The 21,848-nt window shown below is 39.8% G+C and carries 20 protein-coding genes; 7 read left to right on the top strand and 13 right to left on the bottom strand.

The features are described from left to right. Window positions 1-47 precede the first annotated feature (47 nt). Complete coding sequence (locus ACAN53_RS14950; protein WP_379970958.1) at window positions 48-1,400, bottom strand: MFS transporter; 1,353 nt, start codon at window positions 1,398-1,400, stop codon at window positions 48-50. 631 nt (window positions 1,401-2,031) lie between these two features. Here ACAN53_RS14950 and ACAN53_RS14945 point away from each other — a divergent pair. Further along, complete coding sequence (locus ACAN53_RS14945; RefSeq protein WP_379970957.1) at window positions 2,032-3,900, top strand: pyruvate kinase; 1,869 nt, start codon at window positions 2,032-2,034, stop codon at window positions 3,898-3,900. A gap of 15 nt (window positions 3,901-3,915) precedes the next feature. On the opposite strand, the gene ACAN53_RS14940 is transcribed toward ACAN53_RS14945, so the two are convergent. Together ACAN53_RS14940 and ACAN53_RS14935 are read right to left on the bottom strand one after the other, a co-directional pair. Next, complete coding sequence (locus ACAN53_RS14940; RefSeq protein ID WP_379970956.1) at window positions 3,916-4,503, bottom strand: carboxymuconolactone decarboxylase family protein; 588 nt, start codon at window positions 4,501-4,503, stop codon at window positions 3,916-3,918. Window positions 4,504-4,527: 24 nt separating this feature from the next. Further along, window positions 4,528-4,881, bottom strand: a complete 354-nt coding sequence (locus ACAN53_RS14935; protein ID WP_379970954.1) for a helix-turn-helix transcriptional regulator — start codon at window positions 4,879-4,881, stop codon at window positions 4,528-4,530. A 276-nt stretch (window positions 4,882-5,157) separates the two neighbouring features. Between ACAN53_RS14935 and ACAN53_RS14930 the strand changes: the two genes are divergently transcribed. Continuing rightward, window positions 5,158-5,433 carry a hypothetical protein gene (locus tag ACAN53_RS14930; RefSeq protein ID WP_379970952.1) on the top strand — a complete coding sequence of 92 codons (276 nt, stop codon included), beginning with the start codon at window positions 5,158-5,160 and terminating at the stop codon, window positions 5,431-5,433. Between the two features lie 207 nt (window positions 5,434-5,640). Further along, window positions 5,641-5,916 carry a hypothetical protein gene (locus ACAN53_RS14925; RefSeq protein WP_379970951.1) on the top strand — a complete coding sequence of 92 codons (276 nt, stop codon included), beginning with the start codon at window positions 5,641-5,643 and terminating at the stop codon, window positions 5,914-5,916. A gap of 61 nt (window positions 5,917-5,977) precedes the next feature. Here ACAN53_RS14925 and ACAN53_RS14920 read toward each other — a convergent pair whose 3' ends face one another. After that, complete coding sequence (locus tag ACAN53_RS14920; RefSeq protein WP_379970950.1) at window positions 5,978-7,357, bottom strand: aminotransferase-like domain-containing protein; 1,380 nt, start codon at window positions 7,355-7,357, stop codon at window positions 5,978-5,980. A 184-nt stretch (window positions 7,358-7,541) separates the two neighbouring features. Here ACAN53_RS14920 and ACAN53_RS14915 point away from each other — a divergent pair, with 184 nt between their 5' ends. Further along, window positions 7,542-8,201 carry a YczE/YyaS/YitT family protein gene (locus ACAN53_RS14915; protein ID WP_379970949.1) on the top strand — a complete coding sequence of 220 codons (660 nt, stop codon included), beginning with the start codon at window positions 7,542-7,544 and terminating at the stop codon, window positions 8,199-8,201. A 328-nt stretch (window positions 8,202-8,529) separates the two neighbouring features. Here the strand turns inward: ACAN53_RS14915 and ACAN53_RS14910 are convergent, their stop codons facing one another. The 4 genes from ACAN53_RS14910 to ACAN53_RS14895 all read right to left on the bottom strand — a co-directional run bounded on the left by ACAN53_RS14910 (window position 8,530) and on the right by ACAN53_RS14895 (window position 14,481). Beyond that, window positions 8,530-11,679: an efflux RND transporter permease subunit gene (locus ACAN53_RS14910; protein ID WP_379970948.1), complete on the bottom strand. Its 3,150-nt coding sequence runs from the start codon at window positions 11,677-11,679 to the stop codon at window positions 8,530-8,532. Window positions 11,680-11,750: 71 nt separating this feature from the next. Further along, the gene (locus tag ACAN53_RS14905) at window positions 11,751-13,097 is read right to left on the bottom strand and encodes a sensor histidine kinase (RefSeq protein WP_379970947.1); all 1,347 of its coding nucleotides are present in this window, start codon (window positions 13,095-13,097) and stop codon (window positions 11,751-11,753) included. Next, window positions 13,094-13,768 (bottom strand): response regulator transcription factor, encoded by a 675-nt coding sequence (locus ACAN53_RS14900; RefSeq protein ID WP_379970946.1) that lies wholly within the window; start codon window positions 13,766-13,768, stop codon window positions 13,094-13,096. The genes ACAN53_RS14905 and ACAN53_RS14900 overlap by 4 nt, the downstream gene beginning before the upstream one ends. A 569-nt stretch (window positions 13,769-14,337) precedes the next feature. After that, complete coding sequence (locus tag ACAN53_RS14895; RefSeq protein ID WP_379970945.1) at window positions 14,338-14,481, bottom strand: DUF3934 domain-containing protein; 144 nt, start codon at window positions 14,479-14,481, stop codon at window positions 14,338-14,340. Between the two features lie 242 nt (window positions 14,482-14,723). Between ACAN53_RS14895 and ACAN53_RS14890 the strand changes: the two genes are divergently transcribed. Together ACAN53_RS14890 and ACAN53_RS14885 are read left to right on the top strand one after the other, a co-directional pair. Then, window positions 14,724-15,146: a VOC family protein gene (locus ACAN53_RS14890; protein ID WP_379970944.1), complete on the top strand. Its 423-nt coding sequence runs from the start codon at window positions 14,724-14,726 to the stop codon at window positions 15,144-15,146. A gap of 262 nt (window positions 15,147-15,408) precedes the next feature. After that, complete coding sequence (locus ACAN53_RS14885; protein ID WP_379970943.1) at window positions 15,409-15,828, top strand: cupin domain-containing protein; 420 nt, start codon at window positions 15,409-15,411, stop codon at window positions 15,826-15,828. Between the two features lie 266 nt (window positions 15,829-16,094). Here ACAN53_RS14885 and ACAN53_RS14880 read toward each other — a convergent pair whose 3' ends face one another. Next, window positions 16,095-17,486, bottom strand: a complete 1,392-nt coding sequence (locus ACAN53_RS14880; RefSeq protein ID WP_379970942.1) for an amino acid permease — start codon at window positions 17,484-17,486, stop codon at window positions 16,095-16,097. A 265-nt stretch (window positions 17,487-17,751) separates the two neighbouring features. On the opposite strand from ACAN53_RS14880, the gene ACAN53_RS14875 reads away from it, so the two are divergent. After that, complete coding sequence (locus tag ACAN53_RS14875) at window positions 17,752-18,048, top strand: DUF3892 domain-containing protein (protein WP_379970941.1); 297 nt, start codon at window positions 17,752-17,754, stop codon at window positions 18,046-18,048. Between the two features lie 341 nt (window positions 18,049-18,389). Here ACAN53_RS14875 and ACAN53_RS14870 read toward each other — a convergent pair whose 3' ends face one another. From ACAN53_RS14870 to ACAN53_RS14855, 4 genes are all read right to left on the bottom strand, one after another. Further along, a complete protein-coding gene (locus ACAN53_RS14870) occupies window positions 18,390-19,271 on the bottom strand; it encodes a VOC family protein (protein WP_379970940.1) in 882 nt (293 codons plus the stop codon). 53 nt (window positions 19,272-19,324) lie between these two features. Beyond that, entirely contained in the window at window positions 19,325-20,680 is a 1,356-nt protein-coding gene (locus tag ACAN53_RS14865) for a DUF2252 domain-containing protein (protein ID WP_379970938.1), read from the bottom strand. A gap of 201 nt (window positions 20,681-20,881) precedes the next feature. Beyond that, window positions 20,882-21,352: a carbonic anhydrase gene (locus ACAN53_RS14860; RefSeq protein ID WP_379970937.1), complete on the bottom strand. Its 471-nt coding sequence runs from the start codon at window positions 21,350-21,352 to the stop codon at window positions 20,882-20,884. A 20-nt stretch (window positions 21,353-21,372) separates the two neighbouring features. Continuing rightward, window positions 21,373-21,756, bottom strand: coding sequence for a Na-translocating system protein MpsC family protein (locus ACAN53_RS14855; protein ID WP_379970936.1), 384 nt, complete (start codon window positions 21,754-21,756; stop codon window positions 21,373-21,375). Between the last annotated feature and the right edge of the window lie 92 nt (window positions 21,757-21,848).

The raw sequence follows: 21,848 nt of genomic DNA, 5'->3' as shown, positions 1-21,848 counted from the left end.
TCTTTTCAAGATGTTGAAAAGAATACTTGCCCTATTTTCATGGATACTTATTCCACTTTACTCGTTCTTATTTTCTCACTAGCAGCTAGTGCATGTTCAGCGTCAAGCTCAGCTTCAATGAGGGAAATCTTCGAAGACTCGCCCATACGCCAATATACGATGAAGCTCACCGCAATACAGGCAGCTACATAAAAGAAGAAAATCGACTCAGCTCCAATGCTCTTCAGCCACAACGCAATGAACTCCGCCGTCCCACCGAACACCGCAACAGTGAGCCCATAAGGAAATCCAACACCAAGGGCACGAATTTCAGTTGGAAAGAGCTCCGCCTTTACAATCGCATTAATGGAAGTATAACCAGTTACAATAATCAGACCTACCATCATGAGCAAAAAAGCAAAAATAGGATTTTTCGTATGTTGCATGGTTAAAAAGAGAGGTACCGTCAGTAACGTTCCAAATATACCAAAACTAAGCAATAACGGTCTACGACCAATTTTATCAGACAACATGCCAGCTAGTGGTTGAATTACAACAAATACTAACAAGGCAATGAAGTTGATCCAACTAACAATCCCCTTGTTAAGTCCAACAGTATTTACCATAAATTTCTGTAGATATGTAGTATACGTATAAAAAGCAACGGTTCCTCCGAGCGTTAGTCCGACAACTGTCAGCACTGCTTTTGGATGTTTCATCAAAGCCCTGATCGTCCCAGCGTTTGCTCGGCTTTCTGAACCCATTTTGGTGAATTGCTCCGATTCGTCCATCGTCCGGCGTAACCACAATACAGCCAATGCACCAAGTGCACCGATTACAAAGGGAATTCTCCACCCCCATGATTTCATATCAGGCTCGCTGAGTAATTGCTGAAGGACAATCTGAACACCAAGTGCTATTAACTGTCCAGCAACAAGTGTAACGTACTGGAAGCTTGAATAGAACCCACGTCTACCACTACTCGCCATCTCAGACAGATAGGTCGCTGAGGTTCCATACTCTCCACCTAACGACAATCCTTGAAGCAAACGTGCAAGAACTAATACAATGGGAGCCCACATACCAATGGTACTATAACCCGGAATACAAGCAATAATTAAGGAACCACCCGCCATGATCGTAATCGAGAGCGTAAGTGCAGCACGGCGTCCATAACGATCCGCATATCTTCCCATCAGCAGACTTCCTATTGGGCGCATCAAGAAACCGACGGCAAAAATCGCCGCTGTATTAAGTAATTGAGTCGTCGGGTCTCCCTTCGGAAAGAACTCTGCTGAGAAATACACAGCAAAAGCAGAATAGACGTACCAATCGTACCATTCAATGAGATTTCCAACAGAACCTTTAAAGATATTACCCGTAATGCGACGTGTTTCTGCACGCTCAATGGATTGCGTCATTATTAAACCCTCCTCATAAATGCCAAGATATATTTTTTGTAAGCGTTTTTAAAAATTGGTATTATAGGATATTAAGAGAATCATTTTAAGTTCCGATGCAAAAAAACAAAACATATCCCCCGACAAAACCTTTGTTCAATCAAGAATCCTACTATTTTTATAGTACCCTACACCCCATCTCCTGTTTTAAATTAAATAGCGAGCCAAAAATACATGTGATTACCGGCTTTATGTTTGAAACATTTTTCCATAATAAAACAATATTTAGATTATTATTACATATATCGATATATTTAACAACATAAAGCATATTTACTTCTAACAAACTTACAACTCTCTTTCACACATAACAAAGAAGGATGTATTTGACCAGGGGAAGTATGCACAAAATGACCAGGCTTCATATGTCCAACCATAATCCGAAGCAATTAGTAGATTCCCTACATTTATTATTATAAATCTCACTAATCCAATACCTTTTGTTTCAAATTCTCGACAAAATGGTATCGATTCATCGTAATACTACGTAAAGTAGGAAATAACATAATGTTAACAGAATTGGCATTTATTCTGTCTGTAAAAGGTGGTATGGTCAAGGTAGCAAGAGGACTTTGGGGAAGGAGCAATTGCCATGAACATTTCAATTCAATCGTATGATGATGAAATAAATGAAAACGCTACCAAAGAATTATTTGAGTTGTATCAATTAATTAAGGAAAAAACTCTGCATGCCCGTGATCATTTTCCAATGCAAACGAATGATGGTGAAGTAAGCCGGGATAATTTGCTTGCCTATGCCGCTCTTCGTGAATACGACATACATGAATTACAAAATCACTTAGCAGCGGAAGGTCTTTCCTCACTCGGACGACTTGAAAGTCATGTCTTTTCCCATATGGAAAAAGTACTTGGCCATTTAGGAATCAGTGAAATGGAACCGACGAACATCTACCAGCCGAACTGGATCGAGGCTAGTAAATTATCAACGGATCGAGCTGCCCACGTACTCGGAACGACCGTACATGATCGAAGTACAAATATCATGGTAACACTTGATGTATCGATGTTAGGCACACCAGAAATGATTGAGGAATTACTGCTTCATGGCATGGACATTGCTCGGATTAACTGTGCACATGATACGAAAAAAGAATGGAAATTACTCATCCAAATGCTGCGCCGCGCTGAAGAAAAGCTACACAATGAAGGATTATACGGAGACCAAATTTGTAGAATATATATGGATTTAGGCGGTCCAAAAATTCGGATTAACCAATTTCAAAAGGAAATACGCCCCCTTAAAATCTCAATTTTAAAAGATATGTATGGAAACAAAAAGAGTGTCGTCGAAGGCTATATCGATTTGCATGCTGCCCACACGGACAAACTAGATGACAAAGCTGATACAGCAAAATTTGTGCTCGCTGTATCAAGCAAGAGCAGCTTTAAATCCTTGCACATCGGGGAGGAACTTCACTTTACCGATACAAGAGGACGCAAGCGTTCCTTGCGTGTTATGGAGATTATCAATCCAACCAAAATTCGCGTATTAACAGAGAAATCCTGTTACTTTAGCGATGAAATGAAAATTACCACGCCGAGTGGCAACGTATTTAAAGTACGCGATCTCGTGCCAAAACCTGTACAAATTAGCGTTCAAAAAGGAGACTTACTCTATCTATACCGAGAACCATCCAAGCTCGGACATCCCGCATCTGAGCAAGGACCAGCCGGAGTTGCCGCCATGCTCCCTGAAGCATTAAAAAATGTGCAAATTGGAGATAGAATTTTTATTGATGATGGGAAGATTGGCGGAATTGTCATTCATACAAATGAAGAACGGGTTGAATTAGAAATTATCTCCCCCGTTATTAAATCTGGAAAAGTAAAAGAAGAGAAGGGGTTAAACTTCCCTGACACGTTACTCGATTTACCCGCTCTTACCGAACAGGATTTAGAGGACCTACAATTTGTCACGGGGCACGCAGATACGGTCGGCTTATCCTTTGTCCATTCTCCTCAAGATTTAGAAGATCTGCACAGTGCATTAGAAAAACTAAATCGAACCGATTTAGCTGTCGTTGCGAAAATTGAAACCGCAGAAGCCATTCACAATCTATCCCGCATCCTTCTCGCTGGATTAAATTTCGACTCCTTCGGTATTATGATTGCACGCGGTGACCTTGCTGTAGAGGTTGGTTTTGAGAATATGTCCATCGTACAAGAGGATATTCTATGCATGTGCGACGCTGCTCACATTCCCGTTATTTGGGCAACGCAAGTACTCGAAAGTCTCGCTAAGCAAGGCGTACCAGCCCGCGCAGAAATAACAGACGCTGCAATGGGACACCGCGCAGAATGCGTCATGCTAAACAAAGGACCGCATATCATCGATGCAGTCCGTGTATTATCCAAACTCTTAACGACCGAAGCGCGCCATCATGTGAAGAAGCGCCAAGTGTTTACTGCCTTTACCAATCAGCAAGGCCTATTTGAATAGGTCTTGCTCGTTTTTTTATATAAGCGGAACTCGAAATAAATCTGATAAGAAACTATGAATAAGAGCAATCGGCAACAATAAGAAAATGCTTACTATCATGGTAAGTTCGTATGCTAAATTGCTTTTTTGAATTGGTTTTCCGCGGAGGCGGCTACGAAATGCACTTAAAGGAATTCCGTACACATTCCCAATCATAATAGCCCGAATGGCACCTAAAATCCCGAAGGCCTTTGTTTCCCCATACATATTCACGATTTGTTGCCACGATTCCTTAGATGGATTGCCTCTCATATCTGCATAATGCTGTGCAAAAAACAAAGCAGGCGCTTCCTCTTCAGGAACATGATCCTTCCCTCCTGATAAAAGCAATTGAATCTCTTCCTTGCTCATCCCCTGCTCTAACGCAATCTTCGTATGCGCATAGGAACAAACTTCACACCCATTCACTTCTGTAACCGCAAGCATAATACGTTCTCTAAATTCCATCGAAATTTCCTTATTTTTTTTCGCTTTGATCATAAAAGGCATAGTTCTGAATCCTTTATAGAGAGCAATATAAAACTCTCGTACCGAATAAATTTTTTTATAGAATTCCTGTTTCATCGTTTTCTCCTCGTTTATGACATTCTATTCTTCCTTCGCCTTTCGCACTTTTTCGTACGTCTGAAGAAAGTAAATGAAATTTGTCATTCTCATTTCAATATCTTGTTTACATTCCTCTAACTTTCCCCAGCCAAATGGCGTCATCTCATATATTTTCTTAGCTGGACCCGCTCCGCTCGTATCCCATACCGATGTAACAGCCCCGTTTTTCTCCATTTCTTGCAAACATCGATAGACTGCTCCGCTATCTGTATGAAGGGCCGGCAAGCTTTCACATAAAAACGTGTAAATAGCTCCTCCATGCATCGACTTCTGTGCAAGAGCTAACAGAATAAATGCAGGTAAATGACGATAGCCTTGTCCTTTCTTAGCAACCAAATCAGCATCTCCTATCTTATACACTATACTGTAATTAACAGTATAGTGTATAAGATAGGAGAATACTAGCAAAAAAAGCTGGACTGCATCCGACTACTTTTACGTAACGAAGAACGCTTTTTCCTCTGTCATATTTTCTCCCACAAAATTAATAAATTGACTTATTTTGTCATAAGCATTGATTTTTTCATAGAATAGATTAAAATAATAGCAACCTATTGTAAATTTTTAGTAAATACACCAATGCGAGATTTACAACCAAAGGAGGGAGCGAATATGAAAATCTATGAATACTGCAGCGTCTTGGATGTAGCGATACTCCAATTCACCTTTGCAATCATAGAAGACATACAAGAAAAGATTACACAGAGAAAATTGTTTTATCGAGAACAAATAACCCGCTATTTACAAAAACGCATTGCTCTTTTCTTGCGGCATCAACCTCTAAAAGGTGCACTGCTGCAAGTATATAAATCTGAGTTATATAACACCATCATGTTTAAGTTAAATAAAGAGCTGAAGGAGCACCATATTCTATTTCAATGTGTATAATATGTAACCTCATATAACAGATAGTTTTTCTTTTAAATCTTCAGAATTTTAGGAAAAATTATCTGTTTTTATTTCTATAAAAAAGTCACTCCTTTCACAAATCATTTCCATTGCTTTTTTAAAAAAATATAATACAATAAAAGCGTAAATTGTAAAGCTAACGTAAATTTATTTACAGAAACTTTACGGATGAAGGAGGTACACATGATGACTATGTATGAATACTGCGGTGTATTGGACCTGTCCGTTCTAGAATTCGTCTTCTCCATGACTGACGACATTCGAGAAAAAATCAGTCAGAAAAAATTATTTTATAAAGAGCAAATCATGCGTTATGTTCACAAACGAATTGATCTTTTCTTCAAACAACAAACCGTAACGAACCCTTTGCTACAGGTTTATAAATTTGAAGTTTACAATACAATCATGTTTCGAGTAAATAATGAACTCAAGGGACAACGCACGATGCTTCAATGTTTATAATTCAAAAACTAAAAAAGAGAATGCTTCTCTCCATATTGGAGAAGAACCATTCTCTTTTTTTCTATAGAATCGGAACAGATAGCATCGGATCTTGCTTCAGCATACGCACAAGAATATGCAATCCTTTCGTTAACTGTTCATCGCTCTCTACTGAGTTTAATGAAATTCTAACTGCACGGGGCACCTCATGATTTCCTACAGAAAACTTATTCGCAGCTATCACTCTCACTTTATGAAGAAGTGCGATATGTTCAAACTCTGCATCCGTCCACCCGTCTGGTAACGTAAGCCACAAAAACATGCTACTATCTACTGTCTGAAAAGAATAGCCGCTCAAAATTTCCTTCGCAAGTGCTAGTCTGCGGGCAATGACCCTCCTTTTTTTCATCGTCATATCTCTAGCTGCACCGCTCTCAATGAAACGTGTTATAATTTCACAGCTTAGCGGTGAAGCCATCCATATCGTATTCGTAACGGCATTCGTAAATTTATACAAGTAACGATCTGGTACAATTGCAAATGCAACGCGAAGCCCTGGGAATAACAACTTCGAAATACTACAAATAAAGATGCCTTGCTCCGGAACGAGAGAACTAAGTGCTGTCTGCTCCTGTGTATTAGTAAAGTTATAAATATCGTCTTCTATTAAGATGAGATTGTACTTGCGAATAATCGCTGCAATAGTATTCTTTCTTTCAGCTGACATCGCTGTAGCGGTCGGATTTTGCATATTTGGCATGAGATAAATCCCTTTCACTTGAACTCTTTCGCACAAACTTTCCAAGCTTTCTGGTATCATCCCCTCCTCATCCATGGCAACTGGCTCTAACTTCATATGGTTCATCTTTGCCGCATTTTTAAATCCGGTAAAGGTGAGCACATCGACTGCGATTCGGTCTCCAGGAGCAAACAACCCTAGCAAACAGCAGGAAATGGCATGCATTGCCCCGGAACAAAGTACTACATGATCTGGATCCTCCTTCATTCCGTATTGCTTCATCCACCTTGCGGCAGCTTCCCTATGTCTTTGTATACCTTGACACGGTCCATAATCTAATAGCGTATCTAGCATAGAATCCTCCGCTATCTCCGATAAATGCTTGGAGATCGCATCGCCCTCAATCTTAACAGAGCCGACAAGCCCTAGCTCAATGATTTCCTCGTCCTTCTTTAAAATATCTGGCAGCGCAAATTCTTTCTTATTGATTGGTAACACATACGTTCCGCTTCCAACCGTTCCCGAAATAAGCCCTCGCTTCTCAGCTTCCTTATACGCTCTCGAAATCGTAGTGAGGTTCACTCCGATGACTTTGGCAAGAGAACGCTGAGGTGGCATTTTTTCATTTGGTTTCAAAACACCAAGATAAATATCCCTCTCAATCGCATCCGCAATCGCAACATACAGCACATGATCTGTATCAATGACTTTGGGATTCCACATCTTTCGCCCCCCTTAAATGTATGACAAACAATCATCTATTGAAATCATCAGAAATGTATATATAATAAAGATACTTCAAATTTTCTCATTATTCTACTAATTGTTCCCCCAAGAATTGTTTGTCATACAATTATATAGTTTTCCGCGTTTTTAGTCATACATTATAAAAAAAGGGAGATTGATGATGAGCCTATTTTCTATCCGTCTGTTGAAATTGATTTGGGGTCTTTTTTTATACGCATTAGGAATTGTTGTTACAATTAATGCTCATATTGGATATGCGCCGTGGGATGTGTTTCATGTTGGGCTAGCGCAAACAACTGGAATGAGCATTGGAGTCGCTTCCATCGTTGTCGGCGTAATCATAGGAATTCTTGCCGTGTTACTAAGGGAGAAGCTTGGACTCGGTACCGTGTTGAACATGGTACTCATCGGTGTCTTTATGGATAGCATTCTTAACCTACATGTCATTCCAACTGCAAGTAATTTTGTCATCGGATCGTTCATGATGATTCTTGGCCTATTTATCATCGCTTTCGGCTCCTATTTTTACATCGGCTCCGCATTTGGAGCAGGTCCCAGAGATAGCCTCATGGTCGCGCTAACTCGCATCACGAAGCTGCCAATTGGGGTATGCCGCGCCATCATCGAACTACTAGCTGCCCTTGTAGGCTGGCAACTTGGGGGCATGCTCGGCGCTGGAACCATTCTATCCGCTTTTGCAATCGGCTTCTGCGTGCAAATCATATTTAAAGCACTAAAATTCCGTCCAACTACCATTCAGCATGAATCATTTGATCAGACATTTAAGATAGGACTTCGCAGGGAGAAGGAACAATACTGAATCTGATGTTTGGATACCCGCTTTGCGGGTTTTTCTTTTTTACGGAGGAGATTAGTTACCGCAAGGGGCAGAGTTCTTCATTTACGGTCATTAATCCGGGGCTTTGGTGTCCGCTGCGCGCGAGTTTCTCCGTTTACGGGCTTCAATCCGGGGCTTTGCTTACCGCTACACACCTTTTCTTCCTTGTGCGGGCATCAAAGCTTACCTTTCGTACCGCTATTTTGATTTTTCCTCTTTCACGGGCACCAATCCGTTCTCTTTCCCCTCCACTCTCATACAAAAAAAGACCGCTTTCCATCATACTGGAAAACGGCCTTTTCTTTACATTTTACAAATCATCAGATAGATTCTTTCTAAATTTACCAACCATCGCATATAGCACAGGTACAAAGATTAGCGTTAGAAGTGTGGAGGTTGTTAAACCACCAATTACCGTAACCGCTAGTCCCTTGGAGATCAAACCATTTGTTGAAGTTGACAAGGCAAGTGGTACTAGGGCAAAAACTGTCGCAAATGCCGTCATTAAAATCGGACGTAAGCGAGTCTTTGCTGCTTCCACGATCGATTCAACTAATTCCATTCCATGCTTTCGATTCGTTTCCACGCGATCTAGTAGAACGACTGCGTTAGAAACTACTATACCAATTAGCATTAACAAACCAATTAAGGCACTCATAGAAAGGGATTGTCCACTAATTAATAACCCACCTAGCGCCCCGACCGGAATGAAGATAAGTGAAGATAGAATTACAATCGGTGTCAATATGCCGCCAAATGTAAAGCTTAGTACTAGGAACACAAACCCAATGGCTGCCCCCATAGCAAGTCCCATACTAGAGAAACCATCACTAATCATTTTTAAACCACCGCCGAATTTTACATCCACGCCGCTTGGTAATGAAAGTGATTTCACATCTTGTTGTACACTTTGTGATACTTTGGCAGTATCGTTTCCTTTTACCACTGCAGAAATCTTCACAAGCGGCTTGCCGTCATCATGATATAGTGTCGAAGGAACTTGTACTTCCGTTAAGTCCGCGACATCTCCAACCGTTTTCTTACCTTTTTGTGTAGTTACTTCAATATTCTTAATATCATCTTTTGATGTTATTTGTTTATTGTAATTAATGGTAACCTCTTGCTTTGTACCATTTACTTCATATTGACCAACGGATACAGTTGATAAATATTCGTTCACTGCTTGCATAAGTGTAGTATACGAAACGCCCGCTTTGTTGCCATCATCATTTATAGCAAGCTTCCATTTCGTTTGTCCGTCACTTACATTACTAGATATATTTTTCAATTTATCATTTTTCTCTAGCATTTTCACAATTGTATTGGATGCATCTGTAAGCTTATTCATATCAGAACTGTATAACTGAATATCAATGTTATTTCCTGTTGAAACACCGCCTTGTTGACTTTCAGTTACAGTTACAGTAGCATCTTTATTTTTTTCCTTAGAAAGACTATCAATATTTTTTTGATATTTACTAATATATGAATCTGCATTTTCCTTATCATTTAACTGAATGGCAAAGGTGATTTTATTTTTGCTACTTCCACCCATGAACATGGCACGGTCATTGGATAGACCAATTGACACTTGACTATATTTAATTTCCTTTTGATCTTTCAAATACGATTCCGTTTGCTTTGCAATATCGTCCATTTGATTCACATTTACTGAGTTTGGTACATCTATTTCAGCTTGCAGAGCTGTTGATGCACTTGATGGCAAGAAGGAAACGCCTAGCTTTGGAATCATGGATAGTGAACCAACTAATAACAGAACGGATAACAAGACTACTACCCATTTTCTCCGCAATGATACGCGAAGTAAAGATTCATACCAATGAACAAGTTTACCTTCTTTCTTTGCAGGTTTCACCCTTTTAAAGAACATACTTCCTAAAATCGGTATTACCAACAACGCAACTAGTAATGAAACAGCAATTGAAAATACAACTGCTAGAGCAAATGGTCTAAAGATTTGACCAATCATTCCCGATACAAACGCAATCGGTACGAACACAACAAGCGTCGTAAGTGTAGAACCTGTAACAGCTCGCATCACTTCTTTCGTTGCATAAAAAGCTGTCTGCTTCATACTGAGTTCGTCGCCTTTTTCTTGTCGCCAACGGAATATATTTTCAATAACTACAATACTATCATCAATAATCCGTCCAACTGCAATCGCCATACCGCCAAGGGTCATAATATTGAGGGTATAATCTGTTTGCTGCAATAAGCTTATTGTTGCCAAAATGGATAATGGTAACGAAATCATTGCAATCACTGTTGCACGTACATTCCGTAAGAAAAGTAGAATGATAATGACAGCAAATAATATACCATAGCCGCCTTCTTTTAGAAGAGAAGAAATAGATTCATTTACATCTTTTCCTTGGTCTTGCACGGTATAAGAAGTCACATTATTGCTCTTTTGGAATTCAGTGATTTTATCCTTTACCAACTTTACAACTTGTGCCGTATTTGCATCTTGTGTCTTTGTAACAGAAATTAAGAAGCTTTCTTTCCCATTAAACCTGGAAATTTCCGTCTGATCCGTTGCGTCTTTAACAGTTGCAATATCAGAAAGCTTTACCTTTTCTGCTGCTATAGTAGGTCCGGTTGTTTGACTAGCAGACCCTGCTGTTTGCGTTGCTCCCATCACTAATCCTGCTGCTTGTCCTGATCCACCTTGCGTTGCCGACGTAGTTGCTTGCTGGCTCGATTGTCCACCTGAAATTTCAATATTCTTTATATCATCTGAACTTGCTGTGGATCCTTCCAAATCAAGTGGAATATTCGTTCCGTCTTGTTTGACCTGTCCAAGAGAAACTTTATAGTTTTTCGCTTGAATCGCACTCTTAATTGTTTGCAGCGAAATTCCGTATTCTTTCGCTTTGTCTTGATCCACTTCAATTGAAATCTTATGCGTTTTCGTACCTTGAACCGTTACAGTTCCAACACCTTCTTGTTTTTCTAGTGCAGGTACAAGATTGTCTTCAATTGCCTTTTGCGTATCTTGACTCGAATCCTTTGCAGAAAGAGCCACCTCATAGACAGCCTGTGCACCCGTGTCAATTTTCTTTACTTCAACCTTAGCCCCATCTGGAACTTTCACCTTACTAACAGCTTCATCTAGCTTTGTTTTTTGTTTATCCATATCTGTACCGAATGGATACATAATCGATATATTAGCTGTATTATTGCTGGATGTACTCGTTAATGTATCGTAACCCCTTTGTTGCTTAATCGAATCTTCCAGCGGATTGGTTAACTGATCCTCCAGTTCACTTGCCGAATGATTCATATAAGTAGCTTGTACAAATAAAGCGGGAAATGACATATTCGGAAATGTTTCGACTTTAATTTTGTTCGTAGCATACCAACCACTACTAATAACGAGAATAACCAAGATTAGAACAGCCACGGTGTTCTTCAAGCTTATATGCAATAGTTTGCTCACTCATAACACTCCTTCTAGCTCGTAATATCCTAAGGATACAAAAGGTATGTGTCATGAATGTGACATAATCATCAGCTCGTATGTTTTGGTAAACGAATGAAAAAGGTTGTCTCTTCCCCAATCGTACTCATAGCAGAAATGTTCCCGTTATGCAGAATAATAATCCGTTTCACTAGTGCAAGTCCAAGCCCATAGCTATTTGTCGTACGTGTATGCGATTTGTCTACTTTATAAAATCGTTCAAAAATTCTCGGAAGGTCTTCTGCAGGAATTCCGTTACCTGTATTAGCTATGACAATTTCAAGTTCATCCTGCATCTCCTGCCCAGTAATTGTGATCATACCGTTTGGACAATTGTACTTAATTGAATTGGAAAATAAATTAATCCAAACCTGACTCATCAGATTTTGGTCCGCAACAATTTCAAGCTTCGGAAGGTCGATCTGGATTTTAAGTTGTTTCTCCATCCAAAGCGGCTGCATACCGGCAAGCTGATTCCGTAATTGAGAATCCAAACGGTATTGGCTAGTATGGAGGACAGTTTTCTTCGCCTCTAACACGGAAAGCTGCAACAATTGTTTCGTTAAATTCGATAACCGTTCACTCTCTTGCTCCATTACACCAAGATACCGTTTTACCTCACTCGGATCGACCAGATCATCCTTTAATGCCGTCGACATCCCTTTAATAACGGTGAGCGGAGATTGTATTTCATGGGACACATTCGCAACAAAGTCCTTTCTCATTTGCTCCGTTTTATCTAATTCTTCCACCATAAAATTAAAGCTAGTTGCGAGCTCGCCAATTTCATCTTTACTTGTAATATTCAGCCGAACTTTAAAGTTCCCCTTCGCAAGTTCTCTTGTCGCATGCGTCATCATAACAATTGGACGGATTAGGAATCTTGTCGTTAACACAATCAATATAATACCTACAACAAAAGCTGTTACGAGCGCTGTTAGTAGAATATCTCTTGTCTGATTCACTCTTTCTTTAAAACTAGGCCTTATAAATAGCGCATAATGTTCATTCTTATGTAAAAAGGGGATGCCGACTGCTTCGGTTCGTGGACTCGTTACATTTCGATATACTGAACCCTCCACAACGTCACTGACTATTTTTTGAGTCCACTCGGGCGGCTCTGTATTCGATTGCAGAACGATATTTCCATGCTGATCATAGATGTAAACCACCATCTGAAAGAAGGAAATACTTTTCACATAGTCTTGAAAAGCATCAGCGTCCAAGTTTTGATACAACTGCACACTATTTTTTCCTAATGCAAGTAATTGCTCCTCATACCGCTGTACTTCTTGTTTTTGAAATAGAAAGGAGGTAAGCAAAAATGAAGCAAATAGCGACACAATAATAACGAGAAAATAATAGATGACATTTTTCACATAAATGGATTTGATCATACTAGTTCTACCTTATAACCGAGTCCTCTGACTGTCACAATTTGTAGGAGATGCTCAAATTCTTTCAAATGCTTACGAAGTCGTGTTATATGCGTATCTACCGTTCGATCGTCCCCTTCATAATCGAAGCCCCAAATTTTCTCAATCAATTCATCGCGTGTAAAAATTTTTCCAGGATGAGCTGCCAATGTATAGAGCAGTTCAAATTGTTTAATCGGAAGCGTCACCGCCTCATCCCCCAATCGCACCTCATACCGATTGCTATCAATGAGAATATCCTTTAGGGATAAGCTCCCTTCATCAGAAATATGATATCGTTTTAAGATAGCCTTCACCCGCATCACAAGTTCCATCGGATGAAACGGCTTTGCCATATAATCATCTGTCCCAATTTGGAATCCTTTAATCGTATCTTCCGCCTGATTCAAAGCGGTAACCATTAAAACAGGAATCTCATAATACGCCTTAATCTCTTTACAAAGCTGCCAGCCATCCATTCGCGGCATCATAATATCAATAACAGCACAATCAATCTTCTCCCTATCCAGCACGCGAAGCGCTTCCTCCCCATCACAAGCCATAACCGTTTGGAATCCTTCCTTTTTTAAATAAAGCTCTTCAATCATGCGAATGTTCTCATCATCATCGACAAGTAAGACCGTTGGTTTCATCGAATTCGTACACCTCTACAATAGTTGATAGGTTGATTATACAAAAATAGGGGGACGGGGGGAAAGATATGATCGTTTTTTCAGAGAGTAGGGTCGCTTTGGTTACTGCTATAGGCGGATTTCTTCGTTAGCGGGCTTCAATTGAGGGCTTTGGTGTCCGCTGCGCTTGGCTTCCTTCGTTTACGGGCTTCAATCGGGGGCTTTGCTTACCGCTGCGCTCAGGTTTCTCCGTTTGCGGGCTTCAATCGGAGGCTTTGCTTACCGCTGCGCGCGGGTTTCTCCGTTTGCGGGCTTCAATCCACGGCTTTGCTTACCGCTGCGCGCGGGTTTCTCCGTTTGTGGGCTTCAATCCACGGCTTTGCTTACCGCTGCGCGCGGGGGTTTCTCCGTTTGCGGGCTTCAATCGGAGGCTTTGCTTACCGCTGCGCTTGGTTTTCTTCGTTTACGGGCACTAATTAAGGCTAAGGATCTGTACATTTTACCGCCTACTAAGCAGTTTTCATTAAAACTCCATCTCACAAATAAAAGCCAGCTTGATTGACACATTGTCATCCAAACCAGCTCTTTGTTTATTCTTGTTCTTTGTTTTTTTTAATACCTTTGCTTGTGTAGGGCTTGGCACTTTTTATTTTCTTTCCTTTTGCCTGCCATCTATTCCAGCCTTTTTTGTCCGTCCCTCTACCTGTTCCACTCTTACCTTTTGAACTGCTCATGTATTCACTCCGTTTACTTATAACCTATACTATAGTTAGCCAATCTTTTTTATTATACAATATTCTAGTGATAGTAACCGTTTTGTTCTCCTTAAAGCAATATAAAACACTATGTTATATATTTTATATCTTAATTTAGATCATTCTTTCTTTACAATAAGTCACTTGGTTTTTTTTGGTTTATTGGATATGATAAAAATAAAGTTTCTAATCTTTACCAATAAAACTAAGGAGTGAATCAAATGGCTGTTGAAGCATATCTGAATTTTAATGGAAACTGTCGTGAAGCAGTAGAGTATTACGCACAGGTTTTCGAAACGGAAAAACCACAAATTATGACCTTTGGAGAAGCGCCAAGCGACCCGAAATTTCCTCTTCCGGATGAAGCAAAACATCTAGTCATGCATGCACGCCTAACGATAAGTGGAAGCAATGTAATGTTTTCTGATGTCTTCCCTGGTACGCCTTTTGTAGCAGGAAACAATATTAGCCTTTCAATTGCGAGTGAGAACATGGATGAAATTAAATCTTACTTTCATAAACTGAAAGAAGGCGGCACGGTAGGTATGGAGCTTCAAGAAACATTCTGGAGCAAATACTATGGTCAAGTAACGGATAAATTCGGCATTTTATGGCAACTTAACTATGGAAATGGAGAAATGTAACTTACATAAAGTGACACTCCCCCAGCTTTAGCTTTAACAAGAGAGCTTGCTCTATCAAGGTTGTCAATACACAACTTTATAGAGCAAGCCCCTTTTTTTGCTTGCATTGTTCGTCTCGAGAAAGAGGCATGCTACAGCTTTGACAATTATATTTATTTTTTTACTAGCAATCCATTACGAATGAATTTTCTCTTTCCTGAATATGGATAGGTTGGGAACAAACTGATGTTGTTCTATCCTAATTAGACTGGAGGGACCTCAAATGAATTCAGAACACGCTTGCAGGCTCATTCGTTCATCCCGAACATACCATGGCAAACAGGGGTTTGATTACGCTGAAGCCATCTCAAAAGAAAGTGTTGGTTCGAAAGGAATCTGCATGCATCTACTAACAATTCCTCCTGGCAAACGAGCAACAGCACATCTTCATCAAGACCATGAGACAGCTATCTATATGCTCCAAGGCAAATCTTCCATGTGGTATGGAGAGAAACTTGAGCAACATATGAATCTAGAAAAGGGAGACTTTCTATACATTCCAGCAGGCATGCCCCATCTTCCTTATAATCCAAGTGAATCTGAATCCTGTACTGCCCTAATTGCTCGAACCGATCCGAATGAACAGGAAAGTGTTCTCCTCCTCCCAGAACTTGATGCCTTATGGGAAAAGAATCAATCATAGACCTAATAATTAAAAACTTTTCTCTAACTGCTTCCGGAAGGTGACCTAAATTTAGTATCGCTGGATTTTGCCAATGCCTGAATACTTTCAAATGACTGATCCTATCAAAGAACATTCCTCAGTCATCATCACCGATTATTCGTTCACATTCAACAATCATGCTTTAGTAGATCCCTTTACATCCACTCCCTATAGCAATAAGGGCTGTCTCTTACTTCTGAGACAGCCCTGTTTTCACTTTTTTTATCGAAAAAGTATACGGGTTCTTACTGTTTTACTATCCTATCATCCTTCCTATTCTCTAGCGGTACTCGTTTTTCCATTTTGAAAAGGTAAAAACTTACTACGACAATAGCTAGAAAAGATAGCCCAACAATAAGAGAGATACGTGTACTAGGATTCAACCACATTCCCACAAGCACAACGAGCAAAAATACAATCGTAGCATAATTGCTGTATGGAGCAAAAGGCATTTTAAACGGGTGGTGATTCATTTCAGCAGCATGTACCTTTCTAAAGCTAAGTTCGCTAATAATTAGGACAAACCATGGAATCATTCCAGGAAGTACACTGGAACTGTATACATAAAGAAAAAGTTCTGGAGGAGCAAAATAGTTCAAGATTACACCAATCCCTAACCCAACAAAAGTGGCCAAAATGCAGTTTACTGGAACTCCGTTTTTCGAAACTTTCGCAAACCGTTTAGGAGCTTGACCATTCATTGCTAACGTATAAAGCATCCGCCCCGAACTGTAAATCCCACTGTTGGACCCCGATAGCGCCGCTGTAATGACTACAAAATTAATAATACCTGCTGCTGCAGTAATGCCCACTTTAGCGAAGGTAGAGACAAACGGGCTACCAAGAGTTCCTAGTTGATTCCAAGGATAGACAGTAACAATAATAAAGATTGCTCCAATATAAAAGATTAAAATACGCCAGATGATATTTTTAATCGCTTTTGTTAAAGTCTGCGTAGGATTTTTCGCTTCACCAGCTGTAATGCCAACGAGTTCAACTCCTTGATAAGCTCCTACCACAAGGGAAAGAGCAAAGAAAAATCCTTTCCACCCACCTGTGAAAAAGCCACCATTAACCCAAAGATTGGATAACCCAATCGCATAACCATGATTTCCAATACCGAAGAAGATGAGACCCAACCCTGCTAGAATCATAATGACAATCGTTACAACTTTAATAATTGCAAACCAGAATTCAAATTCTCCGTAAAATTTGACAGAGACTAGATTAGCAAGGCCCAGAATGATCATTGCGATAAGACCTGGTATCCAATGGGGCAAATGAGGAAACCAATAATTCATGTATATTCCAAGAGCAGTGATTTCAGCCATTCCTACAACAACCCATTGAAACCAATAACTCCACGCCGTCAAATAACCCGCTAAAGGATGAATATACTTATGAGCAAAGGTTGCAAACGAACCGGTGGTAGGCTCTACATAAAGCATTTCTCCCATCGAACGCATGATAAAAAATATAAAAAGTCCAGCGACAGCATAAGCTAGCATCACAGATGGCCCTGTCCATTTAATCGTACTGGCTGATCCCATAAATAATCCCACACCAATGGTACCACCCAAGGCAATCATCTCGATATGCCGTGCTTCAAGTCCTCTCTTTAATCCCTTGTTTAACAATGTTGTCTCCTCCTGTTGCAATAATAATAGCTAATCGTAGTACGACATGATGCATCTGTTCATAACAAATCGAACAACCCTAAAATTTCCTAATGTAATACCCTTACCTTTTCCTTTATATAAGCAGATTATAAATCCTTTGCGATTCCAAGACGGAATATTTGTCTCATTTCAGTTGTAAGCTACTATACATCTCAAAGTTATGTATTCGTTCACACATATTTCCATAAAGACTTGTTCAATTTAAGGATAGGAGGTGATAAGATTGGACTCATTCGAAAAAGCCTATGAACAATACAAGCATCAAGATACCCCTATTCCCAATAAAGTTGGACAGACTGAAGTAGAAGAAATCATCGCAGTAAGAAAAAATGACACTGACAATATTATTGCCGTCAAGACGAGCCGAGGCCGGGAACTGGATTACCCAACAGCACTCTCCGAAGCCAAGGCAGGAAACTTAGCAAATGTCGATGTCTTCCATAAATACGGCCGAGACATTTTACGAAGCGAACCAGATGGAGTGAAGGAAAATAACTTAAGTGAACTGCCGGAGTTTTAAGATCTTTCTATGAAACAGATAGCACCATAATTGAAGATACACTTTTCTCACACAAAAAACTATCGATATTTTTTCAGCAACATGATTTATACTTTTTTCATTGTAAAAAAGCGTCAGTTCTACAGAAGTACCAATTCTGTACCCACTCTCGGGAAAAGGCTTACGGGCGGGAACAAAATGTCCGCACGAGTAGTTATCATCGCACCTATTTTTCAAAGTCCATGCTTTTTCAGTACCCTCGTTATGAGCGGGAATCTTTTCCCTCGGATAATGATCGTAGTCATAATTATCAAAAAATAGCACCTACACGAGTTGTAGGTGCTATTTTACTCTATTCTTGTTTATGAACCTTCATAAGCCTCTCGCAATCCCGCAATCTCAATCTTCTTCATTCTCAGCATTGCCTCGATGACTCGTTTTGATTTTACGGGATCAGAATCATTCAACATTTCACCTAAGGCAGTCGGAACGATTTGCCATGATACGCCATGCTTGTCTTTCAGCCAGCCGCATTGTCCTTGTTCCCCTCCTTCAGAAAGCTTTTCCCATAACATGTCTACTTCTTCCTGCGTCGTGCAGTTAACGAATAAAGAGATTGCTTCCGTAAATGTGAAGGAGTGTTCGTTGCCACCGTCAATGGCCATGAATTCCTGCCCACCAAGTGTGAATGCGGCGCGTTTTACCGTTCCTTCAGCATCCTCGTTATATTCAATTTCATTTATACCCGAATTAGGGAACAAGGAAATGTATTGATTGATTGCTTCTTCGGCTTTTCCATGTTGCTGGCCGGCAAACATGAGAAATGGAGCAATCTTTTGTTTGCGACTAGCGAGATTCAATTGCCATGAAATACCGAATTTATCCTGCACCCATCCGAATTTTTCACTAAACGGATACGTATCCAGTTCCATCAAAATAGTTCCGCCTGGGGTGAGTTTCTCCCAATTTTCGTTTATTTCTTCCTCGGTATCTCCGTTTACAAAAAATGATAGAGCAGGCGTGAAAGTGAAATACGGCCCGCCGTTTAACGCCATAAATTCTTGCCCAGCAAGCTGAAACGTCATGTTCATGATTGTTCCTTCAGCCACTCCGGACACCTTTGCTCCTGCTTCACCATAACGAGATTCACGCAGAATACTTGAATTTTGAAAAATAGATGTATAGAAACTCACTGCCTCTTCCGCCTGATGATCAAACCATAAATGTGGTATGATTTTTTGCATAAACACCCTCCATCTATTCATAATGACGTATCAGCATCTTCGTTTTCTACCTTTCAAACATTCTCCTCTACTTCCCCAAACTCCTCTCCCACCCACTTACAAAATAATCCATAATCCATTTTCACCTGTTCCTTATAGGTCATTGCTGTAAAAACAATTTGAGCACAGAAGGTGTCAAATTCATTTCCGATTGCTTTCAAAATTTCTATCTCGCTATCGTGGGAGAACAAATCGGTTTGGGAATCGGAATCAGCACGGGCATGAATTTTTGCTGTAATCTTTCCCATGCTTTCAAGTGTTACATCCACATCCTCAGTCGCTTGCAACAAATTCGCTTTTACTTTCTTTTTGTATGGAGATCGTTCCCGCACATAGAAATAGCGATCGTCAATTGTGAAATAGCCTAAGTATGGATCCTCTGCATGGTGCATCGCTTTTTGCGTGGCAACGACGCGGTGACCTTGGTGCTCATATTTTTCCCAAAATAGCTCACGGTACGGTAAAAAGTAAGCAGGTATCGGCGTACGTACTTCCTTTACTTCTAGCACTAAATCATCAATTCCGTGTGATTCCTTTCCTCCCTCGATCAAAACATAGAAACGATCGAGTCCAATGGAGGCTGTACCCGTACCATGCTTCCGCGCAATATCCTTTATCGTATAAAAGGAACGGTCCCGCTTGTCTTCCGCATCTAGTGAATGAAAATAGGCATCAAATAATGACACAAGCGTCGCATGCTCTCGTTCGTCTACCGGCTGGATTTCATCCGACCAAGCGAACACTCGCTTTTGTTCCTCATTGATATACGTAATATCCTGCAAGAGATGATCCCGCTGCCTTTTTCCTAATTTTTTTAACACCTTGCGCACGGGTCCCTTCGTATTGTCTTCCGTGAACATGAGCGAGAACGGATCATCCTTATCCTTAGCAAACCGTTTCAGCTGCCCATAATAAGAAGTAAGATACGTGATGATTCTCTGTCTTTGCTCTTTTTCGCTAAAGCCTTGTGCATCGCAAAATAAGGCAATGCTCACCGACATCCGTAGCACATCATATAAATACGAACCAATATAGCCCTCATCGAAGTCATTTACATCATACACAATGTTCCCTTGTTCATTCTGAAACGCACCGAAATTCTCCATATGTAGGTCGCCCTGAATCCATGTCGGTTTATCATCTGGCGTATGATAGGAAAATGGAATTTTCGTCATATCGTAATAAAACAAATATGCGCTCCCCCGGAAAAAACGAAACGGACTTTCCATCATTTCTTTATATTTGATGCTTCGCTTTTCATGATCCAGCTGCATGCACAGCCCATCAAACTCATTTAAAATCGTTTCAATAATATGCTTTCGTAGCACATTCCTAGTATTTTTAACACGATCAAGTAGAACGAACCCCATACAAATCTACTCCTCTCTTGAAATCACGTTATCTAGTTTGCTAATTTGACAGAATAATAATAAATATTAATTCATGTTATCACAGGATAAATTCTCTGTCTGTGAAGATTCAGTTTCATTACATAAAAAAGAGAATTTTTCTTTAAGAGTAAGAAAAATTCTCTTTTTTATTTCATCAGGCAAATATATATAAATGAAACGTTAGAGGTTTATGATTTTCTTTTGATTTTCAGGTAGTTCCGTATCGATCCATAATTCTGTGACCTTAATAGTAGATGGTATTAAAGGATGATTGCGAATCACATCTGCATTATGCTGGTTATCTGGTAATACTTTGCCTCCTGCCAACCATTCACGTAAACTTTCCTCAGGAAGATTCGGATTATTTCTAAAAAGATAATCCAACGTTTGGATTTTCTTTCCTTTCTGTTTATATAGTTTATAAAAGATATCCTCGTTATTCTCCTCTTTCGTTTCAACTACAACGATTTCCTCAATATTTTCCTCGTAAACTGCAAGGATGATGTCCCTCATTAAATCGTCGAAAGGATGAATAACGAAGGGGCTATATCGATGTAATACAATACTATTTTCTGGATTGATAGGTTGAATGAAATGTTCCTGCTCCATTCCCATCACAACTAACACATTTTTCTTTTCATCTTTCCACATCACATTCACCTCATTACTTATTATGAAGGTATCTCACATGTCTCTAAATTGGTTTGCAAATCATCCGAAAGCTTAAAGACCATGACTCTTTCGCCAGTACGTGTACTAATATCGGTGTGAAAACTTACTACTTCTTGATTTGTAATTGAAAATATAATTTCCTTTAAATCATCTTCTCCTGATTCTACTAAGCTATTTCGGCTTTCTTTCACTGATAACAAGCCATCTTTATCTTTACAAACAGAATATTCAGCGGGAGTTAATATACCTTGTAACGAAACTATAACCATATCCCGTAAAATATCTGATTTAACAGAAACGGAACCACGTCCTAGATAATGTTTTTCCCAATGTGTTAAAGCCTTACTTATTTCAGCCTCGAGCGTCCCTTTTGATTTATTCATTATGATCCTTTTCCTTTACTAAAGTTATTTATACGAGAGAATGTGATGTTCCCTTGTATTTTAGCTTTAAACGAGCTGGTAAGCAAAGTAGA

The sequence above is a fragment of the Ectobacillus soli genome (assembly GCF_042610425.1).
Classification (GTDB): domain Bacteria; phylum Bacillota; class Bacilli; order Bacillales; family Bacillaceae_G; genus Ectobacillus.
This window is presented reverse-complemented; position numbering and strand designations above follow the sequence as displayed.

What these genes read in the sequence shown, in the direction of transcription:
- ACAN53_RS14950 (WP_379970958.1), bottom strand. Translation starts at nt 1,400, where the DNA reads ATGACGCAATCCATTGAGCGTGCAGAAACACGTCGCATTACGGGTAAT.
- ACAN53_RS14945 (WP_379970957.1), top strand. Translation starts at nt 2,032, where the DNA reads ATGAACATTTCAATTCAATCGTATGATGATGAAATAAATGAAAACGCT.
- ACAN53_RS14940 (WP_379970956.1), bottom strand. Translation starts at nt 4,503, where the DNA reads ATGAAACAGGAATTCTATAAAAAAATTTATTCGGTACGAGAGTTTTAT.
- ACAN53_RS14930 (WP_379970952.1), top strand. Translation starts at nt 5,158, where the DNA reads ATGAAAATCTATGAATACTGCAGCGTCTTGGATGTAGCGATACTCCAA.
- ACAN53_RS14925 (WP_379970951.1), top strand. Translation starts at nt 5,641, where the DNA reads ATGACTATGTATGAATACTGCGGTGTATTGGACCTGTCCGTTCTAGAA.
- ACAN53_RS14920 (WP_379970950.1), bottom strand. Translation starts at nt 7,357, where the DNA reads ATGTGGAATCCCAAAGTCATTGATACAGATCATGTGCTGTATGTTGCG.
- ACAN53_RS14915 (WP_379970949.1), top strand. Translation starts at nt 7,542, where the DNA reads ATGAGCCTATTTTCTATCCGTCTGTTGAAATTGATTTGGGGTCTTTTT.
- ACAN53_RS14905 (WP_379970947.1), bottom strand. Translation starts at nt 13,097, where the DNA reads ATGATCAAATCCATTTATGTGAAAAATGTCATCTATTATTTTCTCGTT.
- ACAN53_RS14900 (WP_379970946.1), bottom strand. Translation starts at nt 13,768, where the DNA reads ATGAAACCAACGGTCTTACTTGTCGATGATGATGAGAACATTCGCATG.
- ACAN53_RS14895 (WP_379970945.1), bottom strand. Translation starts at nt 14,481, where the DNA reads ATGAGCAGTTCAAAAGGTAAGAGTGGAACAGGTAGAGGGACGGACAAA.
- ACAN53_RS14890 (WP_379970944.1), top strand. Translation starts at nt 14,724, where the DNA reads ATGGCTGTTGAAGCATATCTGAATTTTAATGGAAACTGTCGTGAAGCA.
- ACAN53_RS14885 (WP_379970943.1), top strand. Translation starts at nt 15,409, where the DNA reads ATGAATTCAGAACACGCTTGCAGGCTCATTCGTTCATCCCGAACATAC.
- ACAN53_RS14870 (WP_379970940.1), bottom strand. Translation starts at nt 19,271, where the DNA reads ATGCAAAAAATCATACCACATTTATGGTTTGATCATCAGGCGGAAGAG.
- ACAN53_RS14865 (WP_379970938.1), bottom strand. Translation starts at nt 20,680, where the DNA reads ATGGGGTTCGTTCTACTTGATCGTGTTAAAAATACTAGGAATGTGCTA.
- ACAN53_RS14860 (WP_379970937.1), bottom strand. Translation starts at nt 21,352, where the DNA reads ATGTGGAAAGATGAAAAGAAAAATGTGTTAGTTGTGATGGGAATGGAG.
- ACAN53_RS14855 (WP_379970936.1), bottom strand. Translation starts at nt 21,756, where the DNA reads ATGAATAAATCAAAAGGGACGCTCGAGGCTGAAATAAGTAAGGCTTTA.